Origin of the sequence: Streptomyces sp. NPDC002669 (assembly GCF_042889165.1) — a bacterium.
In the GTDB taxonomy this organism is placed as follows: domain Bacteria; phylum Actinomycetota; class Actinomycetes; order Streptomycetales; family Streptomycetaceae; genus Streptomyces.
Genome location: NZ_JBIAQQ010000032.1, coordinates 1 through 16,066 on the forward strand (window position 1 = coordinate 1; position 16,066 = coordinate 16,066).

Annotated in this window: 13 protein-coding genes and 1 pseudogene; 2 read left to right on the top strand and 12 right to left on the bottom strand. The window is 73.1% G+C overall.

All coding sequences use genetic code 11. The annotated features are described in order from the left end of the window. The 9 genes and pseudogenes from ACFYW1_RS33175 to ACFYW1_RS33215 form a co-directional block, all read right to left on the bottom strand. Positions 1-213: pseudogene (locus ACFYW1_RS33175) on the bottom strand (heme-binding protein); the annotation flags it as partial. 351 nt (positions 214-564) lie between these two features. Next, complete coding sequence (locus ACFYW1_RS33180; protein ID WP_389001717.1) at positions 565-1,461, bottom strand: TrmH family RNA methyltransferase; 897 nt, start codon at positions 1,459-1,461, stop codon at positions 565-567. Between the two features lie 99 nt (positions 1,462-1,560). Next, positions 1,561-2,823 (bottom strand): uroporphyrinogen-III C-methyltransferase, encoded by a 1,263-nt coding sequence (cobA, locus tag ACFYW1_RS33185; protein WP_389001720.1) that lies wholly within the window; start codon positions 2,821-2,823, stop codon positions 1,561-1,563. Positions 2,824-2,994: 171 nt separating this feature from the next. After that, the gene (gene cobT, locus ACFYW1_RS33190; RefSeq protein WP_389001723.1) at positions 2,995-6,762 is read right to left on the bottom strand and encodes a nicotinate-nucleotide--dimethylbenzimidazole phosphoribosyltransferase; all 3,768 of its coding nucleotides are present in this window, start codon (positions 6,760-6,762) and stop codon (positions 2,995-2,997) included. Between the two features lie 332 nt (positions 6,763-7,094). After that, positions 7,095-8,333: a precorrin-6y C5,15-methyltransferase (decarboxylating) subunit CbiE gene (gene cbiE / locus ACFYW1_RS33195; RefSeq protein WP_389001726.1), complete on the bottom strand. Its 1,239-nt coding sequence runs from the start codon at positions 8,331-8,333 to the stop codon at positions 7,095-7,097. Positions 8,334-8,439: 106 nt separating this feature from the next. Then, positions 8,440-9,126: a GNAT family N-acetyltransferase gene (locus ACFYW1_RS33200; protein WP_389001729.1), complete on the bottom strand. Its 687-nt coding sequence runs from the start codon at positions 9,124-9,126 to the stop codon at positions 8,440-8,442. Between the two features lie 103 nt (positions 9,127-9,229). Continuing rightward, the gene (locus tag ACFYW1_RS33205; protein ID WP_389001732.1) at positions 9,230-10,096 is read right to left on the bottom strand and encodes a MetQ/NlpA family ABC transporter substrate-binding protein; all 867 of its coding nucleotides are present in this window, start codon (positions 10,094-10,096) and stop codon (positions 9,230-9,232) included. A gap of 73 nt (positions 10,097-10,169) precedes the next feature. Further along, positions 10,170-10,841, bottom strand: a complete 672-nt coding sequence (locus tag ACFYW1_RS33210; RefSeq protein WP_389001735.1) for a methionine ABC transporter permease — start codon at positions 10,839-10,841, stop codon at positions 10,170-10,172. Then, positions 10,838-11,899, bottom strand: a complete 1,062-nt coding sequence (locus tag ACFYW1_RS33215) for a methionine ABC transporter ATP-binding protein (RefSeq protein WP_389001738.1) — start codon at positions 11,897-11,899, stop codon at positions 10,838-10,840. Before ACFYW1_RS33215 ends, ACFYW1_RS33210 begins: the two co-directional genes overlap by 4 nt. 620 nt (positions 11,900-12,519) lie before the next feature. Between ACFYW1_RS33215 and ACFYW1_RS33220 the strand changes: the two genes are divergently transcribed. Then, entirely contained in the window at positions 12,520-12,879 is a 360-nt protein-coding gene (locus ACFYW1_RS33220; protein ID WP_389001741.1) for a hypothetical protein, read from the top strand. A 2-nt stretch (positions 12,880-12,881) separates the two neighbouring features. Continuing rightward, entirely contained in the window at positions 12,882-13,319 is a 438-nt protein-coding gene (locus tag ACFYW1_RS33225; protein ID WP_389001744.1) for a hypothetical protein, read from the top strand. A 123-nt stretch (positions 13,320-13,442) separates the two neighbouring features. Here ACFYW1_RS33225 and ACFYW1_RS33230 read toward each other — a convergent pair whose 3' ends face one another. From ACFYW1_RS33230 to ACFYW1_RS33240, 3 genes are all read right to left on the bottom strand, one after another. Continuing rightward, positions 13,443-13,949, bottom strand: coding sequence for a GNAT family N-acetyltransferase (locus ACFYW1_RS33230; protein ID WP_389001747.1), 507 nt, complete (start codon positions 13,947-13,949; stop codon positions 13,443-13,445). A gap of 36 nt (positions 13,950-13,985) precedes the next feature. Beyond that, positions 13,986-14,552, bottom strand: a complete 567-nt coding sequence (locus ACFYW1_RS33235) for a sigma-70 family RNA polymerase sigma factor (RefSeq protein WP_389001750.1) — start codon at positions 14,550-14,552, stop codon at positions 13,986-13,988. A gap of 116 nt (positions 14,553-14,668) precedes the next feature. After that, on the bottom strand, positions 14,669-15,847 hold the full coding sequence (locus ACFYW1_RS33240) for a glycerophosphodiester phosphodiesterase (RefSeq protein WP_389001753.1): 1,179 nt from the start codon (positions 15,845-15,847) through the stop codon (positions 14,669-14,671). Positions 15,848-16,066 lie beyond the last annotated feature (219 nt).

A 16,066-nucleotide genomic window follows, 5' to 3' on the forward strand; every position in this document is an offset into this window, starting at 1 on the left:
CAGCGTCGCCCGCGCGGCCTTCGTCGCCGCCTCGATCGTCAGGTGCGTGCTCTGCATGAGGTTGCCGTCCGCGGCGTCGGCCGCGACGGCGGCGGTCTCGGACGAGCCCGCGTTGGCCGTCACCACGGCGAAGGTCCCGAGCGCGACGGCGCCGGCCACCGTACCGCCGATGACGACGCGGGTGCGCTTCGAGGTCTTCCTGGCGTGCTTCATTGCGGTCACTCCTGTGATGGATGGGGGGAGCGGCCCCGGCCGCCCGGGGAATCCGGCTTCCGGGCCCGCCGGCTCCTGCCGTCCCGCTCGGATCAAGAGTGGGGCCGGACATCCGCCCGTCCCGTCGACGTACCGGCTCCATGTGCCGAGCGGGAAAGCTGACCCGGGGGTCATCCGATCGGTTGACCCCCGGACCTCCCGGGCTTCCCCGCCTTCCGGGCTTCCCAGCCCATCGGTCCGGAAAGGGGTGCGGGCACGCGGGCCCGCCCCGACGACGTCCGCCCGTACGTTCCGCGGGGGCGGGACGTACGGGCGGCTCGGGCGGGAAGGACGGGCGCAGCGCTCCCGGGGTCAGGCCGTTCGCGGCCTGGTGGCGTAGAAGGCCACGGCCGAGGCGGCCGCCACGTTGAGGGAGTCGACGCCGGCGTCCATCGGGATGCGGACGTGCTCGTCGACCGCGGCAAGGGTGCCGGGGGTGAGTCCGGCGCCCTCCGTACCGAAGACCAGCGCGAGCTTCTCGTCGTCGCGCGCGGCGAGTTCGTCGAGGGTGATCGCCCGTTCGCTCAGGCAGAGGGCGGCGAGCGTGAACCCCGCGGAACGCAGGATCCCGACGTCCTTCGGCCAGGACTCCAGGCGGGTCCACGGCACCTGGAAGACGCCCCCCATCGAGACCTTCACGGACCTCCGGTAGAAGGGGTCGGCGCAGCGCGGGGTGAGCAGGACCGCGTCGATGCCGAGGGCGGCGGCGTTCCTGAACGCGGCGCCCAGGTTGGCGTGGTCGACGATGTCCTCGAAGACGGCGACGCGCCGGACCGTGCGGTCCCCCGGGCCCGGGGGAGCCGCCGCGGGGCCGGTGCGGTCGTCGGCCGCCGTCTCCGCGTCCGCCGTGCCGAGGGCCGTCGTCAGCAGTTCGTCCGCCGTCGGCAGCGGCCTGCGTTGCATCGAGGCGAGGGCGCCCCGGTGGACGTGGTAGCCGGTGACGCGCTCGGCCAGTTCGGGGCTGACGGCGTACACCGGGGCAGGGACCTCGTCGATGACGTCCCGCATCAGGTCGATCCACTTCGCCGAGAGCAGCATGGACCGCATCTCGTACCCGGCGTGCCTGGCGCGTCTGATCACCTTCTCGCCCTCGGCGATGAACAGCCCCTCGGCGGGCTCCCGTCTGCGCCGGAGCTCGACGTCGGTCAGCCCGGTGTAGTCGTGCAGACGGGGGTCGTCGGGGTCGTCGATGGTGATGAGGTCGGCCACGGGTTCGATACTGCCTTGTCCGGTGTGTGGTGCCAACGGATGGGAAGAAGTTCCGTTACCGCCGGTTACTCGATGGGGTCCGCGAGAGGTCCGTGCCGGTCATTCGGCGGGGAGCGGCGCGGTGTCCGCGCCGACCGCGACGACCTCGCCGATGACGATGACCGCCGGGGGTCGCACCTCCTCGGCCGCGGCCCGTTCGGCGACGGTCTCCAGGGTGGCGTCCACCCGGCGCTGGGCGGCAGTGGTGCCCTCCTGGACCAGCGCGACCGGTGTGCCGGGGGCCTTGCCGTGGGCGATGAGGGCGCGGGCGATGGCGCCGATCTTGTCGACGGCCATCAGGAGCACCAGGGTGCCGCGCAGTTTGGCGAGGGCCTCCCAGTCGACCAGCGAGCGCTCGTCGTCGGGGGCGACGTGACCGCTCACGACGGTGAACTCGTGGGCCACCCCCCGGTGGGTGACGGGGATTCCGGCCGCGCCGGGCACGGAGATCGAGCTGGAGATGCCGGGGACGACGGTGCAGGCGATGCCCTCGGCGGCGAGCGCCTGGGCCTCCTCCATGCCGCGGCCGAAGACGAACGGGTCGCCGCCCTTGAGCCGGACGACGGCCTTGCCCGCCTTGGCGTGGTCGATGAGCGCCTGGTTGATCGCCTCCTGGGCCATGTAGCGGCCGTACGGGATCTTCGCGGCGTCGATCACCTCGACGTGCGGCGGCAGTTCGTCGAGCAGGTCGCGCGGGCCGAGCCGGTCGGCGATGACGACGTCGGCCCCGGCGAGGAGACGGCGGCCGCGCACCGTGATCAGGTCGGGGTCCCCGGGGCCGCCGCCGACCAGGGCCACGCCGGGAACCCTGGTGCGGTGGTGGGGCGCGGCGAGGCTGCCGTCGCGCAGGCCCTCGACGATGGCGTCGCGGACGGCGGCGCAGTGGCGCGGGTCGCGGTCGTGACCGCCGGCGGTGAGGACGGCGACGGTGACGTCCTCGCCGCGGCCGGTGGCCGGGGTCCATGCGGTGGCGGCATCGGCGTCGTCGCTGCGGACGCACCAGATCCGGTTGCGTTCGGCCTCGGCCGACGCGGCGTCGTTCGCGGCGAGATCGTCGGACGCGACGAGGACGTACCAGGCGCCGGCCAGGTCCCCGTCGGCGTACCCGCGGCGCTCCCAGCGGATCTCGCCGGCGTCGGCCATCGCCTCGACGGACGGGGTCGCGGCCGGGGACACGAGGACGATGTCGGCGCCCGCCGCGATGAGCGCGGGCAGGCGGCGCTGGGCGACCTGGCCGCCGCCGATCACGACGACGCGGCGGCCGCCGAGCCGCAGTCCGACGGGGTACGCGGGGTGATCGGTGCGCTCTGCGTGCTCGGCCATGGCGGTGCGGACTCCTCGTGCAGGGGACTGAATGCGGAGGCCGCTGCGGCGGTGGAGCGGCTGTGACGTGCGGGTTCGCGGGGCGGGTCAACGATACGCGGTGGGGTGGCCGCGGCGCGTCGGGGAGCGGACGGGCGGTTTCCCGCCCCGTCCGCTCCCCCGGCCCCGGGGCTACTTCTCCGTGACGCCCGCCGCGTCGAAGGTCGCCACCTCGTGCATCGCCCGCGCCGCGCTCTGCACGATCGGCAGTGCCAGCAGCGCGCCCGTGCCCTCGCCGAGGCGGAGGTCGAGGTCGACCAGCGGGCGCAGCCCCAGCTTGTTGAGGGCTGCGACGTGGCCGGGCTCGGCGCTGCGGTGGCCCGCGATGCAGGCGGCCAGGGCCTCGGGAGCGATCGCACGGGCGACCAGGGCCGCGGCACCCGCGCTGACGCCGTCGAGGATGACGGGGGTGCGCAGCGAGGCGCCGCCCAGCAGGAAGCCGGCCATCGCCGCGTGTTCGAGGCCACCGACCGCGGCCAGGACACCGATCGGGTCGGTCGGGTCCGGCTGGTGGAATTCGAGGGCCCGGCGGACCACGTCGACCTTGCGGGCGTGCATCTCGTCGTTGATGCCGGTGCCGCGACCGGTCACCTCGGCCGGGTCCATGCCCGTGTACACGCAGATCAGCGCGGCCGACGCCGTGGTGTTGGCGATGCCCATCTCACCGGTGAGCAGGCCCTTGTTGCCCGCCGCGACCAGGTCGCGGGCGGTCTCGATGCCGACCTCGATCGCCGCGAGCACCTCTTCGCGGGTCAGCGCGGGACCGGTGGTGAAGTCGGCCGTCCCGGCCCGGACCTTGCGGGGCAGGAGGCCGGGCGTCGCGGGCAGTTCCGCGGCCACGCCGACGTCGATCACGCACACCTCGGCCCCGACCTGGGACGCGAACGCGTTGCAGACCGCGCCGCCGCCGAGGAAGTTGGCGACCATCTGGCCGGTGACCTCCTGCGGCCAGGCGGTCACGCCCTGGGCGTGCACGCCGTGGTCGCCCGCGAAGATCGCGACGGCCGCGGGCTCCGGGATCGGCGGCGGGCACACCCGGGAGAGCCCGGCCAGCTGCGCGGAGATGATCTCCAGCATGCCGAGGGCCCCGGCGGGCTTGGTCATCCGCTTCTGGCGTTCCCACGCCTCGCCGAGCGCCTTGGCGTCCAGCGGACGGATGTTGGCGATGGTCTCCTGGAGCAGGTCGTGCGGCTCCTCGCCGGGCAGGGCGCGCCGCCCGTACGTCTCCTCGTGGACGACCCAGGACAGCGGGCGGCGCTTGGACCAGCCCGCCTGCATCAGCTCGGGCTCCTCGGGGAACTCGTCGACGTAGCCGACGCACAGGTAGGCGACGACTTCGAGGTGCTCGGGCAGGCCCAGGGCGCGGACCATCTCGCGCTCGTCGAAGAAGCTGACCCAGCCGACGCCGAGGCCCTCGGCGCGGGCGGCGAGCCAGAGGTTCTCGACGGCGAGCGCGGAGGAGTAGGGGGCCATCTGCGGCTGGGTGTGCCGGCCGAGGGTGTGACGGCCGCCCCGGGTGGGGTCGGCGGTGACGACGATGTTCACCGGGGTGTCGAGGATGGCCTCGATCTTCAGTTCCTTGAACTGCTTGGCCCGGCCCTTGGGCAGCGACTTGGCGTAGGCGTCGCGCTGACGCTGCGCCAGTTCGTGCATGGCGCGGCGGGTCTCCGCGGAGCGGATGACGACGAAGTCCCAGGGCTGCGAGTGGCCGACGCTGGGCGCCGTGTGCGCGGCTTCGAGGACGCGGAGCAGGACCTCGTGCGGGATGGGGTCGTTGCGGAAGCCGTTGCGGATGTCGCGCCGCTCGCGCATGACGCGGAGCACCGCCTCGCGCTCGGCGTCGTCGTAGCCGGGGGCCGGCGGGCCGACGGGGGCCGCGGCCTCGTCGGACTCCGGCGCCTCCGCCCCAGAAGCTTCGGCCGCGGGGGGCTGCGCCTCGGAGGTCTCCGCCACGGGGGCCGGGGGCGCTCCGGGGGCCCGGGGCTCCTCCACGACGGGGGCTTCGGCGACCGGTACTTCGGCGGCCCGCGCCTCGGGGTCCTCGACCGTCTCCGGAACCTCGGCCGTCCCGGGGTCTTCCGCCGCCTCGGGAGCCTCCGCCACGAGGGGCTCGGTGCCGGGGGCCCGGGTCGCTCCGGGCGTCTCCCGCGACCGGTCCACGGACTGCGCGAAGACGATCTCGTCGTGCTCGGTCCCCGTTTCCTGCACGGGTGCGGCCGCCACCGGCTCCGCGAGGGGGGCGGCCTCCGCCACGTCCGCGGGGGCGGCCGGGTCCGGGGTCTCGATGATCTCCGGGCCCGTCTCGGCCTCCGGTCCGGGCACGTCCGGGTTCGGCGCCCCGGTGTCCGCGACGGGGCCGGGAACCTGCTCGGGCACCTCGACGGGCGCGGCACCGTGGACGTCCTCGGCCGCCGGGACCGCTTCGGCGCTCTCCACGGGCACGACGGCCTCGGCGGGCGCGACGGGCTCCCCGGCGGCACCGGCCGGCGCCGCCTCGGCGTCCGGCCGAGGGTCCTGGGCGGGCTCCACCGCGATGGCCCCGTGCTCGGGCCCGGCCTCCGTGCCCCCGGCTTCGGGGGTCTGCTCGGCGACCTGTACCGGGATCTGTTCCGCACCCCGGTCCACCGGGACCTGCTCCGCGACGGGTGTCGGGGCCAGGTGCGGGGTCGTCGGGACCGAACCCTCCACGGGCACGAACTGCCCCGTGGGAACGGCTTCCTGAGCCCCCTGGCCCCCCTGGGTCTCCGGGGCTGCCTGGATCTCCTGCGCCTCCGGGGCCCCCTGGGCCTCCTGAGGCACGACGCCTTCGACGGGCCCTGCGGCCGCGACGGGTGCCGCAGCCTCCACGGGCGCTACGGCCTCCACGGGCACCGCGGCCTCGACGAAGCCCTCGGCCGGAATCCCGGCGGGAGCCTCGACCGCCCCCGGCACCGGCTCGGCCACCGGAGCCGCCACGGCCTCCGGCACCACGGCCGGAACGGCCTGCACCGGCTGCGCCACGGCCACCGGCTCGGCGACCGACTCCGCGGCCGGCTCGGCGCCCTGCTCCGGAACGACCGATTCTGCGGTCGCCTCCGTCGCCACCGGAACCGCCGCCGGCTGCGCCGCCCACGGGCTGCCGCCCTGCGGAAGGATCTCGCCGAGCTGCGGGCCCGGCAGCACGGCCGCGTCGTCGCCCGGCGTGAAGTAGTCGGGGCCGGCGGCCTGCGGCGCGGGGGCCTGGGCCGGCACGGGGGCCTGGGGCTGGACCGGGGCCTGGGGCGCGCCCGCGGGCCCCCGGTCGGCGAGCGAACGGACCACGCCGCCGGTCGACGCCCCGCCGTACGACGGGGCTGCGTCGGCCACGGCCGGGCCGCGGTGCAGCGGCCGGCGCGTCGGGGTCTGGGACTGTGCCGCCTGGGCGGGAACCTGCGCGGGCGAGGGAATGCGCACGCCGCTCAGGTCGACCGAACCGGAGTCGCGGCCACCGGATTCATGCGTTCCCTGGCCGGTCACGGCCGGGGACTCCGCCACCGCCTGCTGAGCGGCGGCGTACACGTCCGCGGCCGGTGCCTGCACGGGCTCCTGGACCTGGACCTGCACGGGCCCCTGCGGCTGGGCGGAAGCCTCGGCGGCCGGCTGGGCGTAGGGCTGGGCCGCGGCCTGGGCCGGGTGGACGCCCTGTCCGGGCACCGGTGCCGGGACGGCGACGGGCTCGGGGTACTGGCCGGGGGCCGGTACGGTCTGCGGGTCGCTCCAGGCGCCCTGCGGGCTCGGCATCAGCAGGAGGTCGTCGTCCTCGGGCACGTGCTCGGAGGGGGCGGGGTAGGCGTAGGCGTCCGGGACGGCGATGCCCGGCTGCTCCACCGTGCCCGCGTTCTCCGGCAGTCCCTCGACCGGGATCTGGCCGGTGTCACTCATGCGTACCCCTCGCCCATCGTCAGTGCTCCTTCGGCCCTTCGTCCGGAACGTCCGAACACGGCGCCCCGGTGCTCGTCAACAAGAACGAGCGGGCTCGCCGCGCGGCACGAAACGGTCGTGGACATACTGCATTCTCACGTCCGTTCGCCGCCGCGGCAGCCCATTTCGCCACGGCCCGCTGTGGACTGCGCCACGTTGCGCATCCCCCGGTTCCGCCGTACCACAACGGGGACCAAAACAGTCCCCTTTTCCGGACATTGACGAGCGAAACGACGAACGTCCGACCGCGGTACAACGATCGGCCAGCCTACCTCCCGCCGCACGCGGCCGGGTCAGGGGGCGAGGTCGGAACGCGTCGCGGAGAGCAGGAACACGACCGAGCGTTCACGCTCCGACCATGCGGTCGTGTCGAGTTCGACGGACTGGAGGAGCGAGCACCGGACGGCGTATCCGTTCCCGGTGAGCGCGGCGCCGAGCGCCTCGGCCTCGTCGCGCGTCGAGGCGTGGGTCACGATGCGTTCCGGCCGGCGTTCGGTGACGGCGGTGACGACGGGAACCCCGCCACCGCCGATCCGGACGACGTCGGGTTCCGGCAGCCGTTCCAGTACGTGCGGGGCTCGGCCCTCGACGACCTGGATCTGGACCCCGAAGGCCCGGGCCGCCGCCGCGGTGCGGGCGCAGGCGGCCGGGTCGCTGTCGACCGCCAGGACCGCCGCGCCGAAGCGGGCCGCCTCCACGGCCAGGGCGCCGCCGCCGGAGCCGATGTCCCACAGGAGGTCGCCGGTGCGGGGGCCCAGGCGGGCCAGTTGGGCGGCGCGCAGCCCAGGGGAGCCTCCTTCGCCGCTCGCCGTCCCGTCGCCCGCGCCCCCGTCCGGGTACGCCTCCGGGGGCAGGGCCCAGCCGCGTACCCCGCGGGGGCGGGCGGGGTGACCGCCCGCGATCCATCCTCCGGTGGCCTGCGGTTCGGGGCCGCCGCCGATGACGATGACGACGTTGGGGTCGCGCCAGACGTGGTCGGCGGCCTTGTCGGAGGTGACGACGGTGACCTGTTCGCGGTCGGTCCCGAGTTCCTCGCAGATGACGAAGGTGCGGTGGACGCCTTCGAGGAGCAGGGCCAGTTCGGCGGGGCCCGCCCCGGGCGAGGTGAGGACGGCGACCTTGTGGTGGGCGCGGCAGACGTTGACGGCGCGGCGCAGGGTGCGGGGGTGGGCGACGACGATCCGGGCGTCCTCCCACGGCATTCCGGCGCGGGCGAACGCGGCGGCGACGGAGGAGACCGCCGGGACCACCTCCACCTCCAGGCCGTGCTCGGGTGCGCGGAGGTTGCGTACGACTCCGAAGAAGCCGGGGTCCCCGTCGGCGAGGACCACGGCGCTGCCGCGGTGTCCGGCGATCCGGCGGGCGGCCAGGTCGATGGAGCCCAGGCGGATGCGCTCGGCCCGTGCCGGTACTTCGGGCAGTGCGAGGTGGTGGGCGGCTCCGGCGACGAGCGTGGCGGCCGAGAGGGCGGCCGTGGCCGCTCCGGTCAGTGGTGAGCCGTCCCAGCCGATCACGGTGACCCGATCGGCCATGTGTCGTCAGTCTCCTGGAATCGTCGCAGGTGGGGATGTTCGCGAAGGGGGGCAGGGCGAGGTTACCCGGTCCGTGCCCACGGAGCGTCAGGACCCCTCCGGGAGGTCAGTTCCAGTCGTTGTAGGCACCGTAGCCGCCCGCGTCGGCGAGCTGCTCGGCGACGCCTTCGAGGTCCTCGGGGAGCAGCCCCCAGACGATCAGGTCGGTCCGGATGTCGGTCCAGCCGCCGGCCGTGCCGTTCTCGGTCCGGGTGCGCGCTATGCGGGCGTTGCGCAGGACGCCCTCGCTGATGCAGCCGAGCTTCTGGGCGACCTGCTGGGCGGCGGTGTTGTCGGCCGCGGTGCGCAGCTCGATGCGTTCGAAGCCCTGGTCGTCGAAGAGCCACTGGGCCAGTGCCAGCACGGACTCGGTGGCGTAGCCCTCGCCGCGCGCCCAGGGGGCGGTGATGTACGAGACCTCGGTGGCCCGGGTGCGCCAGTCGGTGTTGCCCAGCCGGACGGAGCCGACGAGTCGCTGGGTGAGGAACTCGGTGACGGCGAGGACGATGCCGTCACCGCCGGTGCGCCGGGCGGGGGCGATCCTGCGGACCCAGCGTTCGGCGTCGATCCGGGTGTAGGGGTGGGGGGCGTCGGTCCAGGCGACGACGAGTTCGTCGTTCATCATCTCGATGTACGCGGGGATGTCCACCATGTCGAAGGGACGCATCACCAACCTGTCCGTGCTGATGGAGATGTCCGGAAAGGTGGAAGTCATGCGCAGCTCCATGCCGAAGGCCGTGTGAATGCACAGCATGCAGCATCGGGGCACCGGTGCGCATGGTCGGGTCCGGCACGGCGGAGCCCCGCGCCCCCTTGACGGGGTGCGCGGGGCTCTTCGGACAAATGCCGTGCGGGGGTCAGGACTTGGTCGCGGTACCGAAGGCCGGGACGATCGAGCCCCGGTAGGTGTCCTCGATGAACTTCTTGACCTCGTCGGAGTGCAGGAGCTTCACGAGCTTCTGGACGCGGGCGTCCTTCTCGTTGCCCTCCTTCACGGCGATGATGTTGGCGTAGGGGTTGCCGTCGGCCTTCTCCAGGACCAGGGAGTCCTTGCCGGGCTTGAGGTCGGCCTCGATCGCGTAGTTGCCGTTGATGACGGCCGCGTCGACGTCGTTCAGGGCGCGGGGGACGGTGGCGGCCTCCAGCTCCTTGAACTCCAGGCCCTTCTTGTCGGTGATGTCGCTCAGCTTGGCGCTGGTGCCGACGCCGTCCTTGAGGGTGATGAGGCCGTTCTCGGCGAGCAGCTGGAGGGCGCGGCCCTCGTTGGTGGTGTCGTTGGGGACGGCGATGGTCTGGCCGGCCTTGATGTCCTTGAGGTCCTCGGCCTTCTTGGAGTAGAGGCCGAGGGGCTCCAGGTGGACGGCGCCGACGGAGACGAGGTGGGTGTTCTTCTTCTTGTTGAAGTCGTCGAGGTACGGCTGGTGCTGGAAGAAGTTGGCGTCGACCTGGCCGGTCTCGGTGGCGGTGTTCGGCAGGACGTAGTCCGTGAACTCCTTGACCTCCAGCTTGAGGCCCTCCTTCGCCGCCAGGTTCTTCGCGACGAACTCCAGGATGTCGGCGTGCGGCGTGGGGGACGCGGCGACGACGAGCGCCTTGGAGGTGTCGGCCTTGGCGCCGGTGTCGCTCTTGGCGGACGGGTCGGAGTCCGTTCCGCAGGCGCTGAGGCCGAGGGCGAGGGCGGCGGTGGCGGCGGCAGCCGCGGTGATCTTGATGTTCTTGCGCACGAAAAGTGCCTCTTTCCGGTGGTGAGGGTGGTGCGCCCGGACAAGGAGTGCGGGCTTGTGAGGGGAGGAAGTCTCAGGTGGCGGTGCGGCCCCGGCGGGCCAGCAGGCGTACGGCCACGTCGCCGATCAGCTGGACCGCGGTCACGATGACGACGAGCAGCGCGACGGTGATGAGCATGAACTGGTTGTCGAAGCGCTGGAATCCGTAGGTGACGGCCTTGGATCCGAGCCCTTCGCCGCCGACGGCCCCGGCCATCGCGGAGTAGCCGATGAGCACGATGACGGTGGTGGTGACGCCGGAGACGAGCGAGGGCAGCGCCTGCGGCAGCAGGACCTTGCGGACGATCGTCGGGACGGATCCGCCCATCGACTGGACGGCCTCGACGAGTCCGTGGTCGACCTCGCGGACGGACGTCTCGACGAGCCGGGCGAAGAACGGGATGGCGCCGACGGAGAGCGGGACGATCATCGCGGTCGGGCCGATGAAGGTGCCGACGACCCAGGTGGTGAAGGGGATCAGGGCGATCAGCAGGATGATGAACGGCAACGAGCGGCCGACGTTCACGATCGCCCCGACGATCTTGTTCACGGGGGCGTTCCGGAGCAGTCCGCCCTTGTCGGTGAGGACCAGCAGGACGCCGAGCGGCAGCCCGACCAGGATGGTGACGACCGCGGACCAGAGCACCATGTAGAGGGTGTCGACGGTCCCCTGGGTGAGCAGCGGCTGCATTTCGGACCAGGTCACTTCGCCACCTCCTTGGTGAGCGGGGCGGGGGTCTGTACGGGAATGGGGGTGGCCGCGTCCTCCACGACCTCGGCCTGGAGGCCCTGCTCCCGCAGGAAGCCGATCGGGACGACGTTCTCCTCGAAGCGGCCGGGCAGCTCGATGCGCATCCGGCCGATCTGGTTGCCGCCGACGGTGTCCATCGCGGCGCCCAGGATCGAGATGTCGATGTTGTACGTGCGGGAGAGCTGGGAGATGACCGGCTGGGTGGCGGCCTCGCCGCGGAAGGTGACGTCGACGACCGTGCTGTCGGGGCCGGAGGCCGTACCGCCGACCGGGAACAGCTCGTGGGCCAGTTCGGAGCCGGGGGTGGCGAGCAGGTCGCCGACGGTTCCGGATTCGACGACGCGTCCCTTCCGCATCAGTGCGGCGGAGTCGCAGACCGTCTTGACGACGTCCATCTCGTGGGTGATGAGCAGGACGGTCAGGCCCAGCTGCTGGTTGAGGTCGCGCAGCAGCTGGAGGATGGAGCGGGTGGTCTCCGGGTCGAGGGCGGAGGTCGCCTCGTCGGAGAGCAGCACCTTGGGGTCCCCGGCGAGTGCGCGGGCGATGCCGACGCGCTGCTTCTGGCCGCCGGAGAGCTGGCCCGGGTAGGCCCTGGCCTTGTCGGCGAGGCCGACCAGGTCGAGGAGTTCGAGGGCCTTGCGGGAGCGGTCCCGGCCGGAGACGCCGAGGATCTCCAGCGGGAGTTCGACGTTGCCCTGGACGGTGCGGGAGGACAGCAGGTTGAAGTGCTGGAAGACCATGCCGATGCGGCTGCGCGCCTCGCGCAGTTCCCTGCCGGCCCGTCGGCCGCGCCCGGCGAGGGCGGTGAGGTCCTGACCGGCCACGGTGACGGTGCCGGAGGTGGGGCGTTCCAGGAGGTTGACGCAGCGGATCAGGGAGGACTTGCCGGCGCCGCTCTGTCCGATGACGCCGTACACCTCGCCCTCGCGGACGTGCAGGTCGACGCCGTCGAGGGCGGTGACCTCCCGGCCGCGCGACTGGTAGACCTTCGTGAGGCCCGTAGTGGTGATCACAGGGGGTTTCCGTCACTGTCGAGTGCGCGGCGCGGTGTCCGCCGGGCACGGGGCATGCGTCCGAATGAGACTGTCGGGACGCTTCGATCGGATGTTCCGAGCGGGAGGTCTCGGCGCGGGCCGGCGCGGCGGGGGGCCGGGCGGTGGCGTCGAGGCGGGCTCGTTCCGCTGGGTGCGGACGGCGCGGGCTCGGTCTCGCTTCGGGGCGCGAGGATCGGGCGGGGGCCCTCAGAAGGTGCGCATTCGACACATACAACGAGCACCGGGCGTCGTGATCGCCTCGGTCGCAAGGATGCGGCTGCTCGTCGTGGTCATGCCCCAAGTAAAACAGACGTAACGGTCCTCACGACCCGATTGTCCGGATGGCGGACAGTCATGGACACCGGTCCGGACCGATCCGGCCGCTGACTCCGATCCCGAGCATCAAGGCTGTGACCTGCACAAACACATCTCGGACGGGGGTGCGGGCCGCTTCTGCGGCCGGACCGGACCGGCCTCCGGTTGTGGTCAAGGCCACGGCCGGCCCCGGTTCCGGGCCCGGACCGCCCCCGGTCCTCCGGTCCGCGGCCCGGGCGGGGGCGCACGCGGGGAGCGGCACGGTCCGTAATACCCTCGGCCTCATGCTTGTCGCCCTGACGGTCGCGGTCTCCGTGGCCGCGCTCGCCCTCGCCGCCTGGTGCGGTTTCGCCGCCTACCGGGACCAGCCGACCAAGGACTGGCACTTCATCGGGATGGCCGTGGTCTCCCTGCTGGCGCTGGCCCAGCTGGTGGTGGGCATCGTGCAGCTGTCCCGGGGCGAGCGGCCCGAGCAGGGCATGACGATCTTCATCGCGTATCTGATCGGGGCGTTCTTCGCGGTGCCCGCCGCGGGTTTCCTGTCGCTGACCGAGCGGACCCGGTGGGGTTCGGTGACGGTGGCGGCGGGTGCGGTCGTGCTGGCCGTCCTCGAAGTACGGCTCCACGACATCTGGGGAAACTGACCGTGACCGACACCGACCGCTCCCCCTCGGCGGCCACCGGCGAGAAGCAGCCCTTCGATCTCGGCACGGGCCCCGGCCGGGTCCTGGTCTGGTTCTACGGGGTGTTCACCGTCGCGGCGGCCTCCCGCGCGATCGTCCAGATGATCCTGGACTTCGGCCGGGCGCCGCTCTCCTACGTGCTGTCGGCCGCCTCCGCGCTCGTGTACGGGTTCATCACGTACTCGCTGGTGCGCGGGGGCGAGCGGGCCCGCAGGACGGCGCTGGTCTGCTGCGCCGCCGAGCTTCTGGGGGTGCTGGTCGTCGGGACCTGGACGATGGTGGAGCCCTCGGCGTTCGCGGACGACACCGTCTGGTCGGATTTCGGCATGGGCTACCTGTTCATCCCGGTGATCCTGCCGGTCACCGGGATGATGTGGCTGCGCCGGTCCAGGACCGCCTGACGGGCCGCCCCGTACGCGAAGGCGGGTGGCCCGTCGCCCCGGGCCCCGTGCCGGGAACGGGCGCCCGGCCGGTTCCGCTCGCGGCCGGTCGCACGTTCCGTTCGTGGTCGGGTCCAGCCGGTTCTAGGCGCTGGCGACGTACGCCGCGGGCGCGCCGGCGTCCTTCTCCAGCAGGATCATCAGGACGCCGTCCCCGCCGGTCTCGTTGCCCACGGGGGTGTATCCCGCCCGCCGGTAGAGCCGCAGGTTGCCCTCGCTGCGGTGTCCGGTGTGCAGCCGGAAACGGGTCGCCGACCGCTCGGCGGCCAGGCCCGACTCGGCCGCCCCGAGCAGCCGGGCGCCGAGGCCGTGCCCCTGGAGCCGCGGGTGGACGCAGAGCCGGCCGATCTCCCCGACCCCGTCCCCTTCGAGGGTTCCCCGGACCGAACCGACGATCTCGTCGCCGAGGCGTGCCACGAACACCAGGTTCGTGGCGATCTCGGTGCGCATCGAGTCGAGGGTCTGGGTGAGCGGGTCGATCCGGTAGTTCCCGTACAGCTCCGCCTCGCTCTGGAAGCTGAGGTACTGGAGTTTCAAGATCTGTTCGGCGTCCTGTTCCGTCGCCGCCGAGATGATCACGCTCATGCCCATCTGCGCATGCCTCCGCCCACCTGATCCACCGGTTGTCTATCGCTCCTTTCCCCACGGTTCAGGAGCCGCAACCTCCGCCGCGAGCATTCTGCGCAGACATCCAAGGCATCGGGAACGGACGGGGCCCAAACTCCCCTGTGACATACCCAACTTTCCTGCGATTTCCCGGTAGGTGGGGTCGCTCGGCGCCAGCATCGCCGACAGCAGCCGGGCGCACCGGGCGGGCAGCCGGTCCACCGCCGCGCGCAGTGCCCGGCGTTCGTCGGCGCCGACGGCGATCCGTTCGGGGCAGCCGGCCGGATCCGCGGCGGTCTCGTCGCGGTAGGGGCGTTCGTGCCGGGCGGTGCGGCGGGCCCTGCGGGCCTCGGCCCGTACGCAGTCGCGCACCCAGCGGGCCGTGTCCGTCGGCGGCCCCTCCCCCGCGAGCCGTTCCAGCAGCCGCAGCCAGACGGACTGTTCGAGGTCGGCGGGTTCGATCGCCGGGCCCGTCGCCGAGGCGGCCGCCTCGGCCAGGGCCTCGGCGCTCACCAGCGGGTACAGGGCCCGGACGACCGCCGGGGCGCCGGGGGCCGCCGCTGCGGGAACATGATCGAGAAGCGTCATGCCCCGGCCGACGCCCGTACGGCGGCGGCCGGTTGCCGTGACGGGCGGTCACCACCCGACCGGGGCACACCCGGCCGGGTGCTGACGGCCGGTGTCACGAAGCGCCCGGCGCCGGCTCAGCGTCCGGCGAAGTCCGCCGCGGCGAGCAGGGCCGTGTCCGGGTTGTCGGAGAAGATCCCGTCGATGCCTGTCCCGAAGTACGTCCGCAGCGCGCCGAACGCGTCGCCGTAGGCGGCCGGGTCCGTGCCGCGCCGGAAGTCGGCGGGCAGGAAGGTGTTCTCGTTGCGCATGGTGTAGGGGTGCAGTACCAGGCCCTGCGCGTGCGCGTCCTTCACCAGCGAGGTCGGCTGGGTGAGCCGGCCCGAGGCGTCCTTGGGGATGATCAGGTCCAGGGTGGGGCCGATGCCCTGCGCGAAGGAGGCCATCCACTTCAGGCCCTCGGGCTTCACCAGGTCCGCGACGGTGCGCGGGTCCCCGGAGGTCACGAAGTCCCAGGGGCGCTCGCCGGCGCCCGAGAGCAGCACCACGCGCGGAGTCCGGACGAGCCGGGCCAGCCGCTGGATGCTGCCGGGCTCGAAGGACTGGAGGATGAGCGGCGAGTGCGCGCGGTGGCGGTCGTAGCGGCGCAGCAGCTTGGCGAGCGGCTCCTCCAGGCCGAGACCGAGGCCGCGGAAGTAGGTGGGGTGCTTGGTCTCGACGTACAGCCAGACGGGCTCGCCCCGCCTGCGGCCCTCGCGGTCGGCCCAGCGCAGCACCTCCTCGAAGGTGGGGACCTCCCAGCGGCCGTCGTAGAGGGTGTTCTCCTGGCGGGTGCCGGGGATGCGCTCCTTGGCCCGCAGCGTCTTCAGCTCGGCGAGGGTGAAGTCCTCGGTGAACCAGCCGGTGAGCGAGACGCCGTCGACCTTCTTCGTCGTCCGGCGGCTCGCGAACTCGGGGTGCTCGGAGACGTCGGTGGTGGCGGTGATGTCGTTCTCGTGGCGGCAGACGAGGTGACCGTCCTTGGTCGGCACCAGGTCCTGCTCGATGACGTGCGCGCCCATGTCGAGGGCCAGCTGGTAGGAGCCGAGCGTGTGCTCCGGCCGGTAGCCGCTGGCGCCGCGGTGCCCGATGACGGTGGGGACCGGCAGGTCGAGGCGGAAGCCGTGCCCGCCGGGCCGCCCGGAGGCGCTCGCCGCCGGGTTGTCGGCAGCGTCGGCCGGGCCGCCGGCCAGCCCGAGGGCGGCCGTGCCCAGTACGGCGGCGCCCGCTCCCAGCATGGTTCTGCGGGCGGGACCGGTCTGCGCGCGCTCTGTCATGAATGCTCCTCGCGTGTGATGTCTGGCACCTGTCGGGCGCGGCCCGAGCGTAAGCAGCAGTACGGTCGTGGAGGCAGCTCCTGGACGAACATGGCGGAAACTCGTGTCAACGCCCCGTGTCCGCCGGTTGAACCCGATGTGCGATCAGCGAGAAGCCGCGAGTATCGTCCTCACCTGCATGGACCGTCACGATCCCGCACCTCGGCCGGCCCGGCCACT